16 protein-coding genes and 1 tRNA gene are annotated in these 22,379 nt (G+C 35.9%); 5 read left to right on the forward strand and 12 right to left on the reverse strand.

Annotated features, from left to right (window positions below; translation table 11 throughout):
• Positions 1-338 precede the first annotated feature (338 nt).
• Positions 339-1,481, reverse strand: a complete 1,143-nt coding sequence (gene queG, locus BLQ56_RS14815) for a tRNA epoxyqueuosine(34) reductase QueG (protein ID WP_090855898.1) — start codon at positions 1,479-1,481, stop codon at positions 339-341.
• Positions 1,482-1,585: 104 nt separating this feature from the next.
• On the opposite strand from queG, the gene BLQ56_RS14820 reads away from it, so the two are divergent.
• Entirely contained in the window at positions 1,586-2,254 is a 669-nt protein-coding gene (locus BLQ56_RS14820; protein WP_090855901.1) for a B3/B4 domain-containing protein, read from the forward strand.
• A gap of 97 nt (positions 2,255-2,351) precedes the next feature.
• Here the strand turns inward: BLQ56_RS14820 and BLQ56_RS14825 are convergent.
• From BLQ56_RS14825 to BLQ56_RS14865, 9 genes are all read right to left on the reverse strand, one after another.
• Positions 2,352-2,425: transfer RNA gene (locus BLQ56_RS14825), tRNA-Gly, on the reverse strand.
• A gap of 248 nt (positions 2,426-2,673) precedes the next feature.
• Positions 2,674-3,438, reverse strand: a complete 765-nt coding sequence (locus BLQ56_RS14830) for a response regulator transcription factor (RefSeq protein ID WP_090855904.1) — start codon at positions 3,436-3,438, stop codon at positions 2,674-2,676.
• Complete coding sequence (locus BLQ56_RS14835) at positions 3,419-5,245, reverse strand: cache domain-containing sensor histidine kinase (protein ID WP_090855906.1); 1,827 nt, start codon at positions 5,243-5,245, stop codon at positions 3,419-3,421. The genes BLQ56_RS14830 and BLQ56_RS14835 overlap by 20 nt, the downstream gene beginning before the upstream one ends.
• 164 nt (positions 5,246-5,409) lie before the next feature.
• The gene (locus tag BLQ56_RS14840) at positions 5,410-6,711 is read right to left on the reverse strand and encodes an ABC transporter substrate-binding protein (RefSeq protein WP_090855909.1); all 1,302 of its coding nucleotides are present in this window, start codon (positions 6,709-6,711) and stop codon (positions 5,410-5,412) included.
• Between the two features lie 79 nt (positions 6,712-6,790).
• Positions 6,791-7,618 (reverse strand): carbohydrate ABC transporter permease, encoded by an 828-nt coding sequence (locus BLQ56_RS14845; RefSeq protein ID WP_090855912.1) that lies wholly within the window; start codon positions 7,616-7,618, stop codon positions 6,791-6,793.
• Positions 7,618-8,559 carry a carbohydrate ABC transporter permease gene (locus BLQ56_RS14850; protein ID WP_090855915.1) on the reverse strand — a complete coding sequence of 314 codons (942 nt, stop codon included), beginning with the start codon at positions 8,557-8,559 and terminating at the stop codon, positions 7,618-7,620. The genes BLQ56_RS14845 and BLQ56_RS14850 overlap by 1 nt, the downstream gene beginning before the upstream one ends.
• 207 nt (positions 8,560-8,766) lie before the next feature.
• The gene (locus BLQ56_RS14855) at positions 8,767-10,023 is read right to left on the reverse strand and encodes an ammonium transporter (RefSeq protein ID WP_204381083.1); all 1,257 of its coding nucleotides are present in this window, start codon (positions 10,021-10,023) and stop codon (positions 8,767-8,769) included.
• A 117-nt stretch (positions 10,024-10,140) separates the two neighbouring features.
• Positions 10,141-10,725, reverse strand: a complete 585-nt coding sequence (locus tag BLQ56_RS14860; protein WP_090855921.1) for a hypothetical protein — start codon at positions 10,723-10,725, stop codon at positions 10,141-10,143.
• 84 nt (positions 10,726-10,809) lie between these two features.
• A complete protein-coding gene (locus BLQ56_RS14865; RefSeq protein WP_090855924.1) occupies positions 10,810-12,774 on the reverse strand; it encodes a primary-amine oxidase in 1,965 nt (654 codons plus the stop codon).
• Positions 12,775-12,970: 196 nt separating this feature from the next.
• Between BLQ56_RS14865 and BLQ56_RS14870 the strand changes: the two genes are divergently transcribed.
• Positions 12,971-13,816 (forward strand): helix-turn-helix domain-containing protein, encoded by an 846-nt coding sequence (locus BLQ56_RS14870; protein WP_238457276.1) that lies wholly within the window; start codon positions 12,971-12,973, stop codon positions 13,814-13,816.
• 67 nt (positions 13,817-13,883) lie between these two features.
• Here BLQ56_RS14870 and BLQ56_RS14875 read toward each other — a convergent pair whose 3' ends face one another.
• Both BLQ56_RS14875 and BLQ56_RS14880 read right to left on the reverse strand, forming a co-directional pair.
• On the reverse strand, positions 13,884-15,482 hold the full coding sequence (locus tag BLQ56_RS14875; RefSeq protein WP_090855929.1) for a xylulokinase: 1,599 nt from the start codon (positions 15,480-15,482) through the stop codon (positions 13,884-13,886).
• Between the two features lie 276 nt (positions 15,483-15,758).
• A complete protein-coding gene (locus BLQ56_RS14880; RefSeq protein WP_090855931.1) occupies positions 15,759-16,709 on the reverse strand; it encodes a ribose-phosphate diphosphokinase in 951 nt (316 codons plus the stop codon).
• A gap of 236 nt (positions 16,710-16,945) precedes the next feature.
• On the opposite strand from BLQ56_RS14880, the gene BLQ56_RS14885 reads away from it, so the two are divergent.
• The 3 genes from BLQ56_RS14885 (at position 16,946) to BLQ56_RS14895 (ending at position 21,793) form a co-directional block, all read left to right on the forward strand.
• A complete protein-coding gene (locus BLQ56_RS14885) occupies positions 16,946-17,797 on the forward strand; it encodes a DegV family protein (RefSeq protein WP_090855935.1) in 852 nt (283 codons plus the stop codon).
• A 190-nt stretch (positions 17,798-17,987) separates the two neighbouring features.
• On the forward strand, positions 17,988-19,307 hold the full coding sequence (locus tag BLQ56_RS14890) for a sensor domain-containing protein (protein WP_090855938.1): 1,320 nt from the start codon (positions 17,988-17,990) through the stop codon (positions 19,305-19,307).
• Between the two features lie 296 nt (positions 19,308-19,603).
• The gene (locus BLQ56_RS14895; RefSeq protein ID WP_175490318.1) at positions 19,604-21,793 is read left to right on the forward strand and encodes a bifunctional diguanylate cyclase/phosphodiesterase; all 2,190 of its coding nucleotides are present in this window, start codon (positions 19,604-19,606) and stop codon (positions 21,791-21,793) included.
• The last annotated feature ends 586 nt before the right edge of the window (positions 21,794-22,379 follow it).

The raw sequence follows: 22,379 nt of genomic DNA on the forward strand, positions 1-22,379 counted from the left end.
CCGCGAAAACTAGCTCTAATCCCGCGAACTTCTCCTATATTCCCGCGAGGCTCCAATAGTGGAGGCTTCCTTATTCCGTTTTCCCGCGAACTTTGCTTGGAATCCCGCGAAAACTAGCTCTAATCCCGCGAACTTCTCCTGTATTCCCGCGAGGCTCCAATAGTGGTGGCTTCCTTATTCCGTTTTTCCGCGAACTTTGCTTGGAATCCCGCGAAAACTAACTCTATTCCCGCGAACTTCTCCTATATTCCCGCGAAACCATAGAATGTATAACAAATAATTGCTACAAAAGCAGTCGTAAAAAAAAGAACCATTCACAATTGTGAACTGGTTCTTCACTATTTTTTAATTCCAAGGAGCATGGCCATTCCTTTATTTATTTCTTCCTGGACTTCCTCGTCCTTTTCTCTACTTGCCGCTTTTTCAAGAATTGGGATTGCTTCCTTATTACCGATTTTCCCCAAAGCCCAAGCCGCTGTCCCTCTAATCACGGGACGAGGGTCATTCTCCAGCACAGTTTGTAAATCTGGAATTGCGGTTTCGTCTTTAAAATGAGCAAGTGCGATGATTGCATTTCGTTGTATTGGTTTCTTTCCTCTCCAAGATCCAGAAATTACACCATACTTTTCCTTAAACTCTTTATTACTTATTTGCAATAAGCCCTTCAGTACTGGTTTTACGATTTCAGGATCAGGTTCCATTTCTTCATGTAAATGAAAGTCCTTCCCTTTATTCTCCGGACATACTGTCTGACAGGTATCACATCCATATAGACGGTTCCCAATTTTCGTTCGATATTCATCAGCCAAAAAGCCCTTGGTTTGTGTTAAAAAAGCAATGCACTTTGTTGAATCTAACTGGCCTCCTTGAACAAGAGCATTGGTTGGGCAAACTTCCACACATTTATTACATGAACCACAACGATCTTCCATTGGTGTATCTGGTTCAAAGGGAATATTGATAACCATTTCTCCAAGATAAACATAAGAACCAAATTCTGGAGTAATGATCGCACAATTCTTTCCACTCCACCCGATTCCAGCACGTTCAGCAACAGCACGGTCAGATAATTCACCTGTGTCAACCATTGACTTCATTTTAGCCTCAGGAACCTTCTCCTGAATAAACGCTTCTAATTTCGTTAATCGATCTCTTAAGATATGATGATAATCTTGTCCCCAAGATGCACGACAAAAAATTCCACGACGCTCCTCTTTTGTTGATCTCGGAGCATTTTTCAACTTTGAAGGATATGCTAACGCAATTGCGATAATAGATTGAGCGCCTGAAAGTAAGAGATCTGGATTGGTTCTCTTTTCTACATCAGATTCCTCAAACCCTGACTGATAGCCTAATTGTTGTTGTGTAATTAATCTAGCCTTCAAACCACCGAACACAGTTGCGCTTGTAAATCCTATCTTATCAATCCCAATCGTTTTACTGTATGCTATTATCTCTTCTTTTAATTGTTGATAGTTCATCTTAATCCTCCTTTCTTTAAGAAATATTAATAGTAAGCTTTACATTTATTTTTATATCACTCGTTATGGTAAACTAATTTTAATAGAGTTTGGAGGGAAAAATATTGGAAATTAACATTTTACCATCATTGAAAAAGACGATTCCCGATTTCAAAATCGGAGTCATTGAATATTTTAACATTGTTGTGACTGACTCTCCACAAATGGTAAAAGGAAGACTTCAATTATTTCAAGAGAATATTTACTTCGATTTGGAAGAAAAGGGATTTTATGATTACGAAGGGTTAAGAGAATGGAAAACAATCTTCAAAAAGGTAGGTACAGACCCAAATCGTTATCGTCCATCTGTTGAATCTCTATATAGAAGAATTAAAAAGCAAAATTATATTGGTACTATTAATTCAGCTGCAGACATTAACAATTTCTTTTCTTTACAATATGAGGTTCCAATCGGAATTTACGATATTGATAAACTCACTGGTGATAAGGTTGAAATAAAAGTGGGAACATCGTCTGATGAGTATGAAGCTATTAATGGCAGAAATGTATCAATGAATCAAAAGATATTATCCTGTGACTCTCAAGGAGCTTTTGGTAGCCCAATTGTTGATTCTGCACGTTCTGGTGTTACTACCTCGACAAAAAATGCATTGCAATTAATTTACTTAAAACCTTCGATGACTAGTAGTGAAGGCCTTGAATTAATTCAATCGTTAAAAAATATGTTTATCCAAATTCATGGGGGCACTGCTGAAGCCACTGTTATTGGATAACCGTAGGAAGCATTTCTTTGCTTCCTCTTTTTTACATACTAAAAAACGCAACACTTCGTTTTCAAGAAACGAACCACTGCGTTGTGAAAAATATGTATGGAGCGGGTGATGAGAATCGAACTCACGACATCAGCTTGGAAGGCTGAGGTTTTACCATTAAACTACACCCGCATATTGTTTTCTTTCATGCTTACGATTATAACAACTATCATTTAATGATGCAATACCTATTCATTAAAAAAATAGTAGAAATTTGTCGAATGAAATTTCAAAATAAAAACAGGCTTGATGACCTGTCTAGAACATAAATAAGAATAACACGGTATATTTCACCTGTCAATTAGTATTGTACAAGATTTCAAATAAATTAAGAGTAGAGAACATTTATACAACTTCTCTACTCTTAAAGTTCTCTTTTATTAACTCATTAATACTGAACTTCTATATTCATTGGGAGAAACCCCCACTGATTTTTTGAAGACTTTACTAAAATACTTTTCATTATGATAGCCAATCTGAAAAGCAATCTCATATATTTTCATTTGTGGATTATGAAGAAGCTTTTTAGCATATTCAATTCGTATTCTTGTTAAATAATCAGTGATTGTTTCTTTAAATTCCTGCTTGAATCGCCTTGATATATACTCACGACTGAGAAAGAACTGATCGGCAATTTCCTGTAAAGTAATATCCTGCTTATAATTCTTTCTAAGATATTGCTCAATCTCCTGCATGCTACTTTTCTCTTTCTGCGTAATTGTATCCTTAGCCTGAAAACCTTCTGTCATTTCTTGTGTTTTACTTTGGTGCTCTTGACTTAGTTCATTTACCGCCCTATCCAATGTTTGATCAAGAATTTCGGGATCAATCGGTTTTAAGATGTAATCAAAGCTCTTATAATAGATGGCATTTCTCATATAATCAAAATCATCATATCCACTAATAACAATTGTTTTACAAACAAATGATGATGAATGTAACCATTTTAATAAGCAGATTCCATCCTGTTTTGGCATTCTCATATCAGTAAAGATGATTTCTGGATGATGCTCTGCAATTATTTTCATCGCCTCCTCACCATCTTGTGCTTCAAAAACTGTTTTTATTCCATACTTATTCCAGTTGGCTAGTAGTGAAAGACCCTCTCGAACATGTTTTTCATCATCAATGATGATCGCCTTCATTTAGTCCACCTCCTGAATTGATCGGTAGCTTCATTGCAACTAATAGTCCGCCTTCTTCTCTATTTTCCAGGTGTAAATCAGCCCCACCGTCATAATAAAGCTTTAAGCGTACATAAACGTTTTTTAACCCAATGTTCGACTCTCCACCATCTGTACTTCTTCTTTCGTCTTCAAAGTGCTTATATATTTCAAATAATCTTTCCTCAGAAATCCCGATCCCATTATCTCTTACTCGAATTTCAAGAAATCCATCCACCTCTTTGCATTTTAATCGGATCTTTCCAATACCATCACGAATGTCAAATCCATGCTTAAAATAATTCTCTATGATTGGTTGTATGACCATCTTTGGCACTTGAACATGATGGACGCTCTCATCTACCTCAATTACGTAATCTAAATGTTCACCGAAACGTTCCTTTTGTAGTAGAAGGTATGCTTTCGTGTAATTAATTTCTTTTATTAAGGGTACTAGTGATTCATCTGTATTCATCCCATATCTCATAATTTTAGATAAATGGGTGATAAGAGAATAGATTTGTGGAACGTTATTTTTCAAGGCCAATGTTCCAATTGATTGAAGTGCGTTATATAGAAAATGTGGATTAATTTGCGATTGTAATACCTTTAATTGATTTGTTTTATTTTCAAGCTCTAACTTATATTCTCGATTAATTAAGAGATTAATTTTTTCAATCATGCCTTTAAATCGATCTCCAAGAATTCCAATCTCATCTTCCTTACTACCGAGCGAAGAAAATTGGACCTTCATGTTTCCATCTTCCACTTGTTGAATATTTTGTAATAAGATTCTAATGGGGGAAGTAATCTTAACGGTAACAAATAATGTCGCTAGAATAACTAAAACCATGCCCAATATCCCGAATAAAATATTAATTTTCGCAACAGAAAAAGCGCTTTCATATAAAGTTGAATAAGGGATTCTCTTCACTAGAATCCATCCACCAGCCGAATCTTCCATCTTATTATAAAGCATAACACCATGAAAATGATCTTCTTTCCATTCCTTTGATCCACTTTCAGACTGACCTGTTAGTAAACTAGAGATCCACTCTTGGTTTTCTTCATTTCCCGAAACCTTCACATTCGAACTGTAGATTAATTCTCCCTGTGGTGAAAGAATATAGAATTCTTCACGATCCTTATTATATAAGTTTTCACTTAGCTTGATAATCTCATCTGGTGAAACCTCGAGGGAAATATACGCAAGAATTTCGTTTGACGGAACATTTATGAATGCTCGATGGAGTGAAAATACTTGCTTTGGCTTTGACTTTACCATCGTTTCATCTCCAGATTGATAATGCATGGGCTCTATATACATATTATAAGGACTTTCATAGGTCTTTTTATAATATTCCAAATAACTTTCCTTAATGTCTGAAGAAAAGACAACCGTTGACCTTTTTGATATAGATATAAATCTGTTATTTTCTAAAAATGAAATATACACGCGATCAATGTTGTCTTCTGCATATAAAATTGTTTGTAACAGGTTATTAACCGTACCAACATTAAAGTAGTTCGTTTCCTTCTGTGATGATTTCATAAATGTCATAAATTCAGGGTTATTATATAAAGATAGTGGTAGTCCATTTAGTTCAGTTAGGTAACTCTGTAAATTAACCTTCCCTTGATATAATAGATTCATATTTTCCTGTACCACTTGGTTTTTGATTGATTCCTTTGTATGATAGTAGGTTATGATGATCGAGGAGCCGAATGGGATAATAGTAGCTACTAGTAGCAATATGATTAACTTATTCCTTATGCTTTTTCTAAACACCAATGGTTCCTCCTTTCTATAACTAAGTTTAGTATAGAGGAATAAGTACGTGTTTGGTATAGATTTATTTTTAACAGCTTCCCTAACAAACTGATAAAAAAACTATAGAAAGTGCCTCTCTCAAAGATAGGTTAGCTTTCTATAGTTTAATTCTGTATTCGGTTTTATTTTAAGTTGTCCCAAGTACCTTGGAATCGTTCTAATACTGTGTCATAATCAATTTTGCCTGTTGAATATTCTTGAATGGTTGCAGCAAATTCCTTATTAGCTCCATCTGGCCATCTGAACCAAGTCCAAGGGATTGTTTTGTCTGCTTTAGAGTATTCTAGAATCGATTGTCCTAAATCTCCTAAACCAGTTGGTTCAATATTATCAAATGCCGGAATAAACGCAAATTCTTCCGTGATATAACGCTTCCCAGTTTCAGAAGTAACCATCCATTCTAAGAATAATTTAGCCTCTTCAAGGTGTTCAGAATTCTTATTTAATACCCAGTTATTTGGCACTCCTACAGGTAAACGATCTGAAGCAGCTTCATCATCATTGATTGGAATCGGCAAGAATGCCATGTTCATGTCTGGATTGATTTCAGTGATCATATTCTCAGTCCAGTTTCCTTGCTGAAGCATTGCTGCCTGACCTGATGCAAATAATGTAACTTGTGTATTGTAGTCTGTTGTCAATGGATTATCATTACCATACTTTACTTCTGTATCAATCACTTCTTTAAACGCTTTAAAGTGTTCATTATCTACCAGTGTTTCTGAACCATCATATAATCCTTCAATAAATGCAACTGGATCCTCTTGTTGTGCAAATGGGATATTTAATAAATGTTGTCCAATTACCCACCACTCGCCATAACCTGCAGCAAATGCCGTAATACCGTTTTCTTCAAGCTTTTCTGCAGCAGCTTTTAGCTCAGAAACTGTTGTTGGAGTCTCAGTGATTCCCGCTTTTTCAAATAAATCTTTATTATAAATAAATCCATATCCTTCAAGGTTAACAGGCATTCCATATAGTTTGCCATCTGTATCTGTCATCGGAACTTTACCAATTGGCAATACGTGCTCTGCCCATGGCTCATTTGAGAGGTCAGCTAAATGTTCTTTCCAAAGCTCTAGTTCTTTAAATCCACCATTATTAAAGATATCAGGTTTTTCACCAGACGCGAATTTCGCCTTCAAAGCAGCACCATAATCAGCACCGCCACCTACTGTTTCAAGCTTAATCTTAATATTCGGATGTTCAGTTTCAAATTCATTAATCATTTCTTGTAATTGATCTGCGATCTCTACTTTAAACTGGAAGAAGTTAAGTGTAACTACTTCATCCCCACCTGTGTCTGTACCTTTATCATCCTTTGGCTTTTCACCTTCTGTTGATGTATCCTTAGAACATCCAGCAAAAATACCTACTACTAATAACATTGATAAGCAAATAAGTAAAAAACGGCTTTTCTTCATTCCATTGACCTCCTTATATATATCTTGTTATCTATATAAACTTTTGTACAGTGACAAAAGAATATACCAAACTAGTACTCTATTTAATTGAACCTGCAGCAATTCCTTTAATGATATGCTTCTGCAAGAACAAGAAGAAAATAATAACCGGTGTGATACCTAGCACAAGAGCTGCTAGACCCATATCCCATTGTTTTGTATATTGAGCAAAGAATGAGCTTGTTGCGAGTGGTATGGTTCTTAATTCAGCATCCTGTAAAACGAGCATCGGTAATAGAAAATCGTTCCAAATCCAGAGAGTATTCAAAATGACGACAGTAACTGTAATTGGTTTTAACAATGGAAAAACAATTCTCCAAAATACACCGAACTGACTACATCCATCTACTCTAGCAGATTCTTCAATTTCGACCGGAACCGTTTTCACAAAACCATGATATAGGAATAAAGACAATGGCACACCAAATCCAAAATACATGATAATTAGTCCAGGAATACTATTTACAATTCCAAGTGTTCCACCTAGCTTCATTAAAGGAATCATGACAGTCTGGAATGGAATGACCATGGCTGACACAAAGAGGACAAATAAGAATTTACTTAGCTTCCCAGGTGTCCTCACCATTTTCCAAGCAGCCATCGAACTAATCACCACAAGTCCAGCATTACTAGCAACCGTTATAATAAGCGAATTCCAAAACGCTCTTGGAAAGTTAATGATTTCCCAAACCTTCACATAATTCGAGAATAAGATATCTTTCGGCCATGCAGCCGCATCTAGCAAAATCTCAGCAAAGCTTTTAACCGAATTGACTGCCACAAAGTAAAACGGGATAAGGAAAATGATTCCGATAATGATTCCAATGATTTCAAATGTAAATGTTTTACCTGTATATCTTCGGTTCATTATGCCTCAACCTCCCTCTTCTTTGTCGCAAGAACTTGAATGGTAGTAAAGATCGCCACAACTAGGAAAAAGAGAATTGATTTTGCGGTTCCAAGTCCATAGCGGTTATTCTGGAATGCTTCCTGATAAATATTGATTGCAACCGATTGCGTAGAGTTGAAAGGTCCTCCACCAGTTAACGATAAATTCAGGTCAAAGATCTTAAACGCCATCGAAATCGTCAAGAAGAAACAAATCGTAAATGCAGGTAGTATTAATGGAATGATAATACTTTTTAACATCGTCCAACTGTTTGCTCCATCTATTTTAGCAGCTTCTAAAAGCGATGTATCTACACCTTGTAATGCAGCTATATAAATGACCATCATATACCCACTGATTTGCCAAGCAAAAACAATAACAATTCCCCAGAAAGCTGTCGTTTCATCCCCAAGCCAAGCAAGTTTAAAGAATGGGATGTTTGTTAAAGATCCAATGGAAGCAAATCCTTTTACGAAGATGAACTGCCAGATGAATCCAAGTAGTAAACCCCCGATCACATTCGGTATAAAATAAACAGTACGTAAAATGTTTTTTGTTTTTAGTGCTGCGTTTAATAAGAGAGCAAGACTAAAACCAATCACATTACTTATAATCACAGCGGCAAACATAAATTTTGTTGTAAATAAGAAAGAATCCATAAACTTCTGATCACTCGTAAAAATCTTAATATAATTCTCAAGCCCTACCCACTCAACACTCGAACTCACACCATTCCATGATGTAAAAGAATAATAGATTCCCATAAAGAATGGCAAGATCTGAATAACTAGGAAGAATAATAATGCCGGACCAACAAAGGCAGTGTAACTTAAAACCTTTTTCAAGGTTGCTTTTCTCTTTATCACTCGATGTGCTTCAGCCTTAGCACGAACATGATCAGTATCTATTTTAATATCCATATGACCCACCTCCACTTTGTAAACGCTTTCTAAAATTATTATAAACGATAACTGTACAATTTAGGGTGACTTAATTGACTAAAAGAGTATACTATTTTGACCATTGTTTTTCCCGTGGTTATGTGGATGAAGTTTGTAATCTTACACTCATAACAAAAAAACGCGACAGAAGAAATTCATCCTCCATCGCGTTTTAAGTACCTAATTCTAATCAACTTTTACAGATGAAGAATTGTTTATCTTAACACTTTCTTCTGAGTAATATGCAGGTTCCTCGTGGAAGCTTAAGTCAAGACCCATCAATTCATCTTCTTTACTTACCCGTAGTGGGGTGAAAATTGCTATCACTTTCAAGATGACAAATGTTCCTACAGAAGCCAGGACAATTGCAGTAGCAACACCGATTAGCTGGTGAAGTAATTGCTCAGGATTTCCATAAAATAAACCGTTGTTTCCTGCAGAATTCACAGATGTTGTCGCAAATAATCCAGTTGCAATTGCTCCCCAAATGCCACCAATTCCATGAACACCAAATGCATCTAGTGTATCATCATACTTGAATTTTGCTTTGACGAAATAAATCCCAAAGAAACAAATAGGTGCGGCAATCAACCCAATGATTAAGGCTGACCCTACGGTAACAAATCCAGCTGCAGGTGTAATCCCTACAAGTCCAGCAATTGCTCCAGTTGCAGCACCAACCAATGTTGGTCTCTTTTTCACTTTCCATTCAATCAATAGCCACCCAAGTCCACCAGCCGCTGCAGCCACTTGCGTATTTGCAAACGATAGAGCAGTTAAACCATTCGATCCAAGTGCACTACCAGCATTAAAGCCAAACCAACCAAACCAAAGTGTTGCTGCTCCGATTAAAAATAAAACGATATTATGTGGACCATGGTCTTTCTTCAGATGTTCAAATCTCGGACCGATAATAATTGCTGCAGTTAAAGCACTCACCCCAGACAGAATATGAACAACCGTTCCGCCCGCAAAATCTAGTTCTCCCATTTTATATAGCCAGCCTCCACCCCAAACCCAATGGGCCATAGGAGCATAAATAAAGGTCACCCATAAAACAGAGAATAAAATCCATGCCGGGAACGAAATTCTTCCGGCAATCCCACCTGAGATAATCGCTACAGTTATTGCAGCAAAGGCACATTGGAACATAGCAAAGATATAATGTGGAATGGTTCCAACTGCTTCTTCTCCAACATTATTAAATCCAAGGAACTCAAGTCCCCCAATAAATCCACCTACATCCGAACCAAAAGATAAGGTGTAACCCCATAGTACCCAAACAATGGTTACAGTCAATAAGCTAACAAAACTGTGCATCATCGTAGACACTACATTTCGTTCACTGACTAATCCACCGTAAAATAAGGCCAAACCTGGAACATGCATAAATATTACGATTGCTGTTGCTACTAACATCCAGGTTGTATCACCAGTATCAATTGCTGCTGCCTCACCTTCAGCAGCTAACACATTAAAAGGAATACAGAATAAAACAAAAGCTGCCAATACGATCCAAACTATTTTATCTTTCATATAAGATGATCCCCCTTTATTCTATTAATCTGTGTTTACTTCAAGATGGTGATGATGATCCACTTGCTCGCTATTAGTCGGACTGATATTTGTACCCCAAAAGTTAAAAATACCTAGAATGACAATCGGTAGCACAGATGAAAATAGGATAGAAATAACCGGATTCCTTCTCTTCCCAACACCTACTTTTTCAACGATATCCTTTTTAAACATCATCATCATATATGCCATGCTGACGATGAACAAACTGTCCATAAAGAGGAGAAGAATATTTATATCACTTGCTACAGTCATTTCACCTACCATCGCCCCCATCATCGATCCCATCACACTAGAGCAAAGTGCCTCAAGTTTTACAGAAGATTGAAAAGGACCACTTATAATACTTGCAGCAATGAAACCGACTAGTATAGAGCCTATTGTAGATAATGCAAAATTTCCTTGTAATATAAACCCAAGTATTAAGCCAATTAGTAATGTAGTGGTCATTACTAGAATCATAGAGCACATTTTCCCACTCATTAAGTAAAGGTACTGTTTATTAGAATAAATCAAACTAGAAAAGACCAATAGATAGACCAGTAACAGCATAGCACTAATGATTATCATCTTCTCAATCACCTCATTTTTATGAACAAAGAGAGTAAACCTAAATCTGCCTCTCTTTGTCTTATTACTTACTAATTTTTATTGCTAATTGTGGCAGCTTGATCCACTAGAATTTGAACTACAGCTTGCACCTGCTTTTGCTGCAGGGCGTGGAAGGTCTAGAGCTGGATTTCGGTCAAAGAAACCAAATGGCTTTAATGAAAAGCTTTGATAAGCCGTTGGCATTACAGGCCAATCCTCTGGGCGTGTAATGTGATGGTGTCCCATTGTGTACCAAAGTACAACATCTTCGTTTTCAATCTTTCGATCTGCTTTTACGTAATGCTCTAGACTGTCCCCACCCTTATGTTGGTTCGGAAATTTTCCAGAAGCATACATTTGGTCTCTGTCAAACTTTGTCACATGTAAGTGATTTTTAATAAACCCTGCACGTTTAATAACAGTTGATTCATCTGTAGCAAACGGAAAGCAATTTTCACCAGTCACTAGTTTATATCCGACAGGCTGACCCATTAGATTTGTTGAATTAGGATTAATGACTTTCCACGTTCTTTGTGAAGCTATATCAATGTTTCGAACAGATTCAGTCTCTGTTTTGAATGTTTTAGAAACCGGATAAAATGCATTATTATTAGGGTTATTTGGACCAGCTTGTTCTGCAACAGTATGAGATTCAGTCACAGAATTGTTCACACCGTCAATCATCGTATCAATTCTAAAATTGAAGAAGTGTTGATGAAATGGTGCATTAACCTGCGGTGCTACCTCAGTTCCATATTTCGGTTTCTCACCTTCGTCGAGTGCACCAACATTCAATATACCAGTTAATTTAACCTCACATTCAATGGTCCCATCAGGATAGAAAGACCAAAAGAAACCATAATCATAGTTTGCTACAGTTGCAAAGAAGGAGATTACGAGACGACGAGAACGACGAACCTCTACACGGTTTGTTCTCCAGTCTGTATGCTTCCATGCCACCCCATAATCTTCTTCATGAAGACATACGGCATTTTTTATAGTAAATGGTTCACCTTTACTGTTAGACATTGTTGCATCAAAATATTGAATATGACCGACACAATCACAACCAAGTTCTAAAGAATTTGCAAGTTGACCAATTCCATACTCACCAGCATCAAACGCATTTTGCCAGTTATGTGCTGGATTTGTATCACCATAAGGTACAACCATTTCTGATAAAGCTGCACGATATAAAATCGGGCGGACTTTCTCTTTATCTTCATAAGATACCGTATGAATGACCAACCCTTCCCTCGGTGTAAAGCCAAATCTAATTTTCCATTTCTGCCAATCGATAGAATGTCCGTCGATTGTAAAACTTGGTCCTTCTGACTGAATAATATCAAGTGGCTTAACATCTGTTCTGAAAGTAAGATCATAGCTGTTAGCCTCTTCTGGAATATAAGCGCCATCTGTTGGTGGAAGTGGCTTAACCCCATAATCTTCAATTCGCAAGATTTCCATTTTATTCACATCTACTACCGCAATCAGTCCAGTAAGTGGATAAGCATAGCCGTTCTCATCTTTAGCAGGTCTTACCCATGCTAATGCTCTTACTAACCTTTTCCCTTCATCTTCCTTAATATCGAAATATCCAGATGACCAAGGATCAACCATCACCAGACTAGGATCGCTTACCCCTCTTTTTAATAGTGCAGCTTGATAATCTGGATCATTTACTACCAAACTTTCAATTTGATCAAACTCATCTAGTATGAAACCAGGCCTTACATCAGGAACAAACTCCCATGAATGTATGTCCTCTTTAGTAATTGAGACGACACCCTCGAATGTTTCATTTGTTTCTGGTTCTAACAGGATGATGTGTGCCTGTCTTTCTATAGAATCACCCTCTTTAAAATTAAGGACGGTTTCCTTTTCTGGTTCATGTAAAATTACTTCTGCAAATCTAGCACTTTCACTTATATTCATTTTCTGTTTAACGAGTTGCACTGCTTTTGTAATTTCCTTACCTGTCAGAGGCTCCAATGGATGCTTTACTAAAATGGTCTCTTTAATTTGCATAGTATTATTCTCCCTTTTTAAAAAAATTTAGAAAAATTTGAACCTTTCATGTAAGCTAGTTTATATCCAAGCAAATAGAGTTTATTGTACGTTTCGGAACTAAAAAAAAGGATGTCACATCTTCTGACAAAACAGTTGATAAGTCCGTTAACCCCTTCTATAATTAACAATCAATACTGATATGGGGGTTTTTGGTATGCAAGATAGAATCAATGGGCAGCTCTTTTTCCCTTCCCAACCTGAAATAGGTTATATAACCGATAACTATATTGAATTTTCTCCATTAGATCCAAATGAAAAAAATGTTTCGCTCTTCTATCAATTTAAGACAAATCATCTATCTGTCCATTCATTGACCTTAATTCCAGACGGATGTTTTGATATCTTGTTTTGTTGTAGCCCCACAAATCCTTCTGCTATTTTATGGACTAGCCCTTTCCAGCGTCGATTTCAACCTAACTTCCACTATGATTGTGACTATTTTGGTGTTAGATTTTTCCCAGAACAATCCATCTTAAAATTGAATTTTTCGATGAAAGAACTTCTAGATCAAAGAATTCCCCTTTTTGATGTACTCTCATTAGACTCTTCAATTATCGAGGAAATCGGATTATGTATCTCTTTTACGGAGAGAATTCAAGTTTTTTGTAAGTATCTTTATGACCAAAGGGTAGATGACAATTATGATCAAAGGATTGTAGACTATTGTATTCAGAAAATATACTCCTCAAGAGGGAGCATAAGCATCTCTAAATTAGAAGACATGACAGGATATTCTGATCGTTATATACGAAGGAAATTCGAGGCTTATATCGGCTTTTCTCCTAATGAGTTTAGCCAAATTGTTAAATTCCAGAGGACACTAACGAGTTTTTTAGATACAGATTCAAAAGACATGATTGACATTATTCAAGAAAATGGATATTTTGATCAATCACATTTCTATCGACACTTCAAAAAATTTATGGGTGTCACACCTAAACAGTTTAAACAGAGTTTTAAGTCAGTGGATTATATGAAGGGTAAACCGCTTCTCATTTAATCTTTGAAACTGAACCTAAAAAAACGCGACAGGAGCATTTCTCCTGTCGCGTTTTGTTCTAAACGATTTATTTAAGATGGTCTACAGCAGCTCTTTCAATAGCAAGTCCGCTTGTGTAACGAGTCATAAATTGCTCAAAACCTTCTACATCCTTAGGATTTGGAGAGATAGTATCTCCCACTTGTCCTGCAAATACTTTTTGATTTAGATATTCATCTAATGTTTCGTTATCAGCTTTATTAATCATATATGATGCTAGAAGAGCAATTCCCCATGCTCCACCTTCTCCTGCAGTTTCCATAACAGAAACGGGAACATTAAGAGCACCAGCCATGATGCTTTGACCAACACCTTTAGTCTTGAACAATCCTCCATGACCGAGAATTTCATCTAACTTCACGTTTTCTTCCTTAAGAAGAATGTCCATTCCTATCTTCAATGCACCTAGTGCCGTAAATAAATGCACTCGCATGAAATTCGGAAGGGTGAAATTGCTGTCAGATGAACGAACAAACAATGGACGACCTTCTTCAAAGTGAGTAATATGCTCACCTGAAAGATAGCCGTATGCTAATAAGCCGCCACCATCTGGATCTCCTTGAAGAGCAAGATTGTATAGAGTTCCATATAATTTATTCATATCAACATCCATACCCATCGCTTTTGAGAATTCATCAAACAATCCAACCCAAGCGTTCAGGTCTGAAGAACAGTTGTTAGAATGAGCCATAGCCACTAGGTTACCAGTTGGTGTCGTAACAAGGTCAATCTCAGAATATACTTTAGACAATTCCTTTTCCAGAACTACCATTGCAAATACAGATGTACCAGCTGAAACATTTCCAGTACGTTGCGCTACACTGTTTGTTGCAACCATACCAGTTCCTGCATCACCCTCAGGTGGACAAAGTGGAATACCAGCCTGAAGTTCTCCAGTTACATCAAGAAGCTTTGCTCCCTCTTCAGAAAGAACCCCAGCATTTTCTCCAGCTACTAGAACCTTAGGTAGAATCTCTTCAAGTTTCCATGGTAAATTCTTAGATGCTGTTAATTCATTGAATTGGTTAATCATTGTTTGATTATAGTCTTTCGTGTTCAGGTCAATTGGAAAAACGCCTGATGCTTCACCAACTCCTAGAACTTTCTCACCAGTTAATTTCCAATGGATGTACCCAGCAAGAGTTGTCTGGAAGCTAATTTCAGAAATATGTTCTTCTTGATTCAAAACCGCTTGATATAAATGAGCAATACTCCATCTTTGTGGAATGTGATAGTTAAATACTTCAGTCAAAGCTTTCGAAGCCTGTTCAGTGATATTATTACGCCAGGTACGGAAAGGTACTAACAGCTCTCCTTCTTTATCGAAAGCCATATAACCATGCATCATTGCACTGAAACCAATTGCTCCAACTGTTTGTAAGGTTACGCCATATTGCTGCTTCACATCGTTAGCCATCATTTGATAACTATTTTGTACACCCTTCCAAACATCTTCAAGACTATAAGTCCAGACATTGTTCACATAACTATTTTCCCAATCATGACTTCCAGATGCGATTGGCGTATTATCTTCGCCTATAAGAACTGCTTTAATTCTGGTTGAACCAAGTTCAATACCAAGGACTGTTTTACCACTTTGTATGGAATTTTTTACATCAATACTCATCAAATTTTCCTCCAATAATAGAAAATAAATTCATAGTATAAAAATATTGAGACAACTTAGGTTTATGATAGCATTTTTAATAGTTCGAATAAAACGTTTGATTAAACGTTTTCATTCCCTTGATATTATAACATAATCAGAAATTTAAATCATTAATCAAAATATAAAACTTTCGTGAATTTATTAACTATCAATCATTTCTACTTTTAATTTAAAGTGAAGCAAAAAGGAGATGAACCATTTTAGTCCATCTCCTCTCAATTGTTCACAATCTACTTATTCAAATAAAGGACTTACTGCTTTCTCATTATGGATTCTGTCAATCGCATCAACAAATAATGGGGCCACAGATAAGGTTACCATTTTGTTAAGCTGGATACCCTCAGGAATCTTAATTGTGTTCGTTACCACTAATTCTTTAATTGCAGATGATTCAATTCTATCTATTGCCGAACCAGATAGAACCGCATGAGTGCAACAAGCGTAAATCGCTTTTGCCCCTTTTTCAGCTAAAGCATCTGCAGCAATCGTGATTGTAGCAGCTGTATCTACTAAATCATCAATCAGAATGACATTTTGTCCTTCAATTGTTCCAACGATATTCATAATCTCAGACATGTCTCTTTCAGGATGATATCTGTCGATCAAGGCAATTGGCGCATTTAATCTGCTGGCCATTTTTCTTGCTCTGACCACACTTCCATTATGTGGGGCCACAACCACTACATCCTCTAACGCTTTTTTCTCATAGTATTCAGTAAAGATAGGCATACCAATTAAATGGTCTACAGGTATGTCAAAGAATCCTTGAACTTGAGGAGCATGGAAATCCATCGTTAATACTCTAGTTGCACCTGCTCTCTCTAACAGGTTTGCAATTAGTTTTGCAGTAATCGGTTCTCTGGATCTAGCTTTACGGTCTTGACGTGCATAACTATAGTAAGGCATAACCACGTTGATTGCTTTAGCTGATGCTCGTTTTAAAGCATCAATCATAATGAGAAGTTCCATAATATGTTCGTTACTTGGATGTGAAGTAGATTGGACTAGATATACCTCACTTCCTCGGATACTTTCTTCTATATGGATTTGGATCTCACCATCACTAAAATGGTTCACAGAGCATTTACCAATCTGACAACCCAAAAGGCTTGCCATTTCTCTGGCTAACTCTTGGTTCGAATTTAATGCAAATAGTTTGAAATTCTTCTTTAGTTGATAAGCCACCTTTTATCCCCCATGCACTCTTTTTATCTTCTATTCCTCTATTTTACATGAAATTAGTATGCGAAACCATTTTTTATATATGCAAGGTGAATTTGTTAGTTTAAATTGATTTCATTTACACCATATTGAATATAATGAAATGTAACAGTATATTAATTAGGACCCTTTATATATAGTAATAGTAGAAACCTAGAATCTAGCACATACTGAACACAAAATTTGGGGAGGGATATAATATGAGAAGAATCATTTTATCGACAGAAAGTGGAGCTGATCTGCCAAGAGAATTAGCTGAAAAACACGGTATTAGAGTTGTCCCTATGCACGTTATTATGGAAGGAAAAGATTATTTAGATGGTGAGCTACCTGTACAGGAGATATATGACTATTATGAGCGAACCAAAAAGATACCTTCTACTACTTCAACTAATTCCCATGAATATCAAGAGTTGTTCACGAAAATAAGAGAGGATTTTCCTGATTGCGTGATTGTACATATCGGTTACACATCTAGAGCGTCTTCTTCCTTCCAGAATGCAATAATTGCAGCAGAAGATTTTGAAGATCTCTATTTAATTGATGCTCTGAACGTTACTGGTGGATTAGGTGCCATCGTGATGTTTGCTGCCAATTTACTAGAGAAAGAACCTACCATAGATCCTGTTCATTTCGTAGAGAAGATTAAAAGCACTGTTCCTAAATCACGGCTCGCCTTCGTTCCCGGTAGCTTAGAGTTCTTAAGAGCTGGTGGGCGGGTAAGTAATATGGCATATCTAGGCGGTGCACTTTTAAAAATCAAGCCTAGAATTGAATTAGTTGACGGTAAGCTTGTTTCAACCAAAAAATATCGTGGAAAAATGATGGTAGTGGCTGAAAAGCTTATCCAAGACTATTTAAATGACTACAACATTGATCGGGAAATGCTTTATTTTCAATATTCACTAGGACTTGATGAAAATGTTAAACAACGAATGGATGGAATAGCCAGAGAACATGGATTTAAACGCATTACATGGATTGAAGCTGGTGCCATGATTTCCACTCATGCTGGACCTGGCGGCTTTGGAATTGCGGGAATCGAAGCATAAGTAGTTTTCCCTATATAGTCCTCTTGACACAAAACCTCTACAAGTAGATAGAGGTTTTTCTTTGTCTTTGTGAATCATTCTAAACCTATACAGACTTGTTACATTTTACCTATTCCATCCTATATATTTATTTACCAGACTATTGTAAAATAGATTATATATAAGAACATGTGTTTACAAAGGAGAAACTATGGAATTTATCCAAGAATTATCTACCCTTACAGCTAACGAACCACAGCTTCGTCTACTTATAGATATGGTACCAGAATTTATTGTCTTAAAAGATGGAGAAGGCCGATGGCTCGTTACCAATAAACTAGTTCTCATTTCCTACGGGATGGGAGAGAATTATCCTTATCAAGGGAAAACAGAACGAGAATTACTTGAGATTTTTCCACAACATCGAGAAAACTTTATTTATAATATGAAGACAGATGAAATGGCCTGGGATAAACGAGAAGCAACTTTAATTGAAAAATCATTCAAAACTCCTGACGGGACCCTACGAACGTGGGAAGTAATAAAAACTCCCATTTTTGATAAAGACGGCAATAGAAGCCATTTAATAGTCGTTAGTAGAGAGATTACTCACCGAAAAAGAGCAGAAGAATCACTAAAGATAAGTGAATCAAACTATCGCTTAATTGCTGAAAATATGAAAGATATCATTCTAACAGTTGATGGGAAGGGAACTATTACTTATTTATCTCCATCATTTGAGAAAATCACAGGTTACTCTAGTGATATTTTTATTAATAATGAAGTCAACCTGTTTTCAGGATTTATCCATCCCGATCATCAAGAATTCGTAAAAAACACCTACCGAGAATTAATATTCCAAGGGAAAAAATCACAAGAGAATTATGACTATCAATTTCAAAAAAAAGACGGGCAATATATTTGGCTTGAAGCAAATATTAACACCATATATAACGATAATGGGGAATTTGAACAATTGGTTTTAGTCGCAAGAGATATTATTCAACGGAAAGAATATCAAAGTCAATTAGAAACGATGGCCTATCATGATCATTTAACTAATATACCGAATCGTCGCTATTTCATGGATAAACTCTCTCAGGAAATGACGAAAGCAGAACAATCTAATCATTTATTAGCACTGATGTACTTAGATATTGATCACTTTAAAGATATAAATGATAGAATGGGGCATCATATCGGTGACCAAATGCTTATACAATTGGTTAGAAGAATTCAAAACTCTATTCGCGATACAGATGTATTAGCACGACTTGGAGGAGATGAATTTGCCATTATTCTCCCTAGATTGGAAAGTATAGAGCAAGCAAAGTTAATCGGAGAAAGAATCGTAAATAGATTAAAAAAGTCTTGGCGTATAGAAGACCATATTTTCCAGACAACCTCTTCAATTGGGATTGCAATTTATCAGAATGACGGGACAACCCCACAAGACTTTATTCGAAACGCTGACCAAGCCTTATATACTGCAAAAGAAAGAGGAAAAGCGCTTATTCATTTCTATAATTAAATAAAGAAATCTCTAAGCACCAATACAAACGCTAGGTTTATATTGGAGGCTTATTTTTTTAGTAAACAGAATTGGATCCCCGAAGTGAAAAAGAAGGACCAGAGCTGGAAAATAAGGAAGTAAATCGATGATTGTGGATAACAAAGCACCCTAAAGTTTAGACTCTTATAGTCTAGCTTTAGGGTGCTTTCATTTTTGGAAAACCTAAGTGCGATTGTTAAATAATACCTCATCTAGTAGAAGAAATACTGTAGTAAAATAAGGATAGAATGAAAAAGAATGAGGGTATTAAAAAAATGGAGAGATTACTAGATCACAGCTCTGCTAATGAATTTTACAATTCTTTATTTATACACAATCAAGATGCAAGTTACGGAATGGATCTTAAAGGAAATTTTATCCTTCTTAATGATTCATTTATCGCTATATCAGGATATACAAGAGAAGAAATAATTGGCCAGTCTTTTCATGGAATTATCAGAGAGAAAGACTTAGCTAATACAGAAATTCAGTTTTTTAAGGTCTTAAATGGAGAACAATCAACCTTTGAAACTTCCATTATCCATAAACAAGGCCAAGTAGTTAACCTATTAGTAACCGTTATTCCAATGGTAAATGCTGGTGGCGATATAAAAGGCATAGTCGGCATTGCAAAAGATATTACCGAAGAAAAAAGAACGAGAAAACTATTAGACGGCCAAAATAAAATTTTAGAAATGATCGCAAAAGGGTTCAAATTAGAGGAAGTTCTAACTTCTATTACGCTATTAATGGAAGATGTTTTAGATGGAGGGCTGTGCTCTGTTTTATTAATGGATCATAATCAAGGAATTCTAAAAAAAGGAGCAGCCGTTAATTTGCCTCTTGAATATATTGACTTCATAAGCCATGGAGTACCGGTTGGACCGGGAAGTGGTTCTTGTGGGACAGCTGCATATACACAGAAGCCAGTTATAGTTGAAGATATAGAGAGTCATAAACTATGGAACAAGCATAGAGATATTGCTTTAAAACATAATCTCAGGGCCTGTTGGTCATATCCAGTACTAGACAATCAATCAAGGACATTAGGTACATTTGCAGCATATTTCCCTGAACAAAATAAACCAAATGATGTTGATATGATCGTTATTGAGAAAGCAACTTATTTAACAAGCTTAGCTATTCAACATTACGAGTCAGAAGAAAAAATTAATTATATGGCCTATCATGATGAGCTGACAGGTCTTCCAAACCGAAGACTTTTTGGTGTAAAAGCTTCTCAGGCCCTTACTAATAAAACAGAAACCTTAGCACTTCTTTTTATTGATTTAGATCGATTCAAACTAATAAATGACACTTTAGGCCATAACATAGGGGACCTTCTTTTAAAGGAAGTTGCCAATCGAATAACAGCATGTATTCGTCATAATGATACAGCAGCAAGACAAGGCGGAGATGAGTTTATTATTCTACTAGACAATATTACAAAGAATAAAGTTGAGAGCATTGCAATGCGTATTCTTAATACATTATCAACACCCTTCTATATTCAAGGGAAAGAAGTATTTGTTACACCAAGCATTGGAATTAGCATGTATCCAGAAGACGGGCATCATGAAAGTGATTTACTTAGAAAATCTGATGTTGCCATGTATCAAGCGAAAAAGGATGGAAGGAATACATTCAGATTCTATGATTTAAATATGGATAAACAACAAGAAGAACAACTGATGCTCGAAAACGAATTACGTAAAGCACTTGATAAAAATGAGTTATCTCTTTATTATCAGCCAATTATTGATTTACAATCTAGTAAAGTGATTTCGGTTGAAGCACTGCTTCGTTGGAAACATCCATCAATGGGGATGATCTCACCAGCAAAGTTTATTCCAATTGCAGAAGAAAATGGACTCATTTTACCAATAGGTCAATGGGTGATTGAAAGTGCCTGTAGACATTTAAGAACGCTAGACTTAAAAGGATTTACCTTTATAGATATAGCTGTTAATTTATCCATCCGTCAGTTTTACCAAACAAATTTTGTATCTATAGTAGCTAATATCATAAGAGAAACCGGTATTAATCCTACTAGATTGCATTTCGAAATAACAGAAAGTATGACAGCGGACGTTCAACTTACTACCAGTATTCTTAATGAATTGAAAACTCTTGGTGTCTCTATTTCAATCGATGATTTTGGAATAGGCTATAGTTCACTTAGTTATTTAAGGTCATTTCCCATCAATATACTGAAAATTGATCGGTCTTTTATAAAAAACATCCCTCAAAATAAAGAAGATCAAGATATCGCCACCATGATTATCTTTATGGCACATAAGTTAGGTTTAAAAGTCATTGCAGAAGGTGCCGAAACAAGTGAACAAGCAAAATTCCTAGTTGAAAATGGATGTGACATGGCACAAGGGTATTATTTTAGCTACCCTCTTAATATGAAAGAGTTACTCTCGTACTTAGGTGAAAATGCGAGTTTAATCGGTGATTAACACATTTGATTATAAAAATAACCGGTTGAGGTACTATATAAAAGTACCCTAATCGGTTTTTTTGTTTGGTTTATGTGGGAATAAGTTAAACAAAAAACATGAATAAAATTAACCAATTATGAACATTATTTGAACTAAATTATAAAAGGCTTTCTACAGGAACACCCTTATGGCTTGTATCATATCAATTCTATTCATTATAATTGTAGTATGAGAATATATTATAATTTTCTCAATAAGCCTTTTATAATTGCAATTGTCTCAGCAGTAAAATTCCTCTAAACGTTCTCTTATATTCTCATTTACAATGATTAATATACTCCCCATTTAAGATTATACTTTTTTAAGTTAGTTAAAAGAGTTTATCATAATCAGCTTATCTCTTTAATATAATAATACCTGTCCATGGATAATAATTTCAGTATATTTCATATGACATTTGTTTCTATAGTCCTCTTTAATATCAAAGTTTTTTCATTTTGCGACTAAGATTTCATTACTTTACCTATTCATCACTTTACCTATTTTATGCATTCCGCTTCTAATTACTTCTATCATCAAGCCCGAACGTCTTTTGCGGTTTCTT

The sequence above is a fragment of the Litchfieldia salsa genome (genome assembly GCF_900104555.1).
GTDB classification, from domain to species: Bacteria; Bacillota; Bacilli; order Bacillales; family Bacillaceae_L; genus Litchfieldia; species Litchfieldia salsa.

Coding starts and splice junctions, on each gene's coding strand:
- BLQ56_RS14850 (WP_090855915.1), bottom strand. CDS start 8,559: ATGGATATTAAAATAGATACTGATCATGTTCGTGCTAAGGCTGAAGCA.
- queG (WP_090855898.1), bottom strand. CDS start 1,481: ATGAACTATCAACAATTAAAAGAAGAGATAATAGCATACAGTAAAACG.
- BLQ56_RS14885 (WP_090855935.1), top strand. CDS start 16,946: ATGAGAAGAATCATTTTATCGACAGAAAGTGGAGCTGATCTGCCAAGA.
- BLQ56_RS14875 (WP_090855929.1), bottom strand. CDS start 15,482: ATGAGTATTGATGTAAAAAATTCCATACAAAGTGGTAAAACAGTCCTT.
- BLQ56_RS14890 (WP_090855938.1), top strand. CDS start 17,988: ATGGAATTTATCCAAGAATTATCTACCCTTACAGCTAACGAACCACAG.
- BLQ56_RS14860 (WP_090855921.1), bottom strand. CDS start 10,725: ATGATAATCATTAGTGCTATGCTGTTACTGGTCTATCTATTGGTCTTT.
- BLQ56_RS14830 (WP_090855904.1), bottom strand. CDS start 3,438: ATGAAGGCGATCATCATTGATGATGAAAAACATGTTCGAGAGGGTCTT.
- BLQ56_RS14870 (WP_238457276.1), top strand. CDS start 12,971: ATGCAAGATAGAATCAATGGGCAGCTCTTTTTCCCTTCCCAACCTGAA.
- BLQ56_RS14845 (WP_090855912.1), bottom strand. CDS start 7,618: ATGAACCGAAGATATACAGGTAAAACATTTACATTTGAAATCATTGGA.
- BLQ56_RS14840 (WP_090855909.1), bottom strand. CDS start 6,711: ATGAAGAAAAGCCGTTTTTTACTTATTTGCTTATCAATGTTATTAGTA.
- BLQ56_RS14865 (WP_090855924.1), bottom strand. CDS start 12,774: ATGCAAATTAAAGAGACCATTTTAGTAAAGCATCCATTGGAGCCTCTG.
- BLQ56_RS14895 (WP_175490318.1), top strand. CDS start 19,604: ATGGAGAGATTACTAGATCACAGCTCTGCTAATGAATTTTACAATTCT.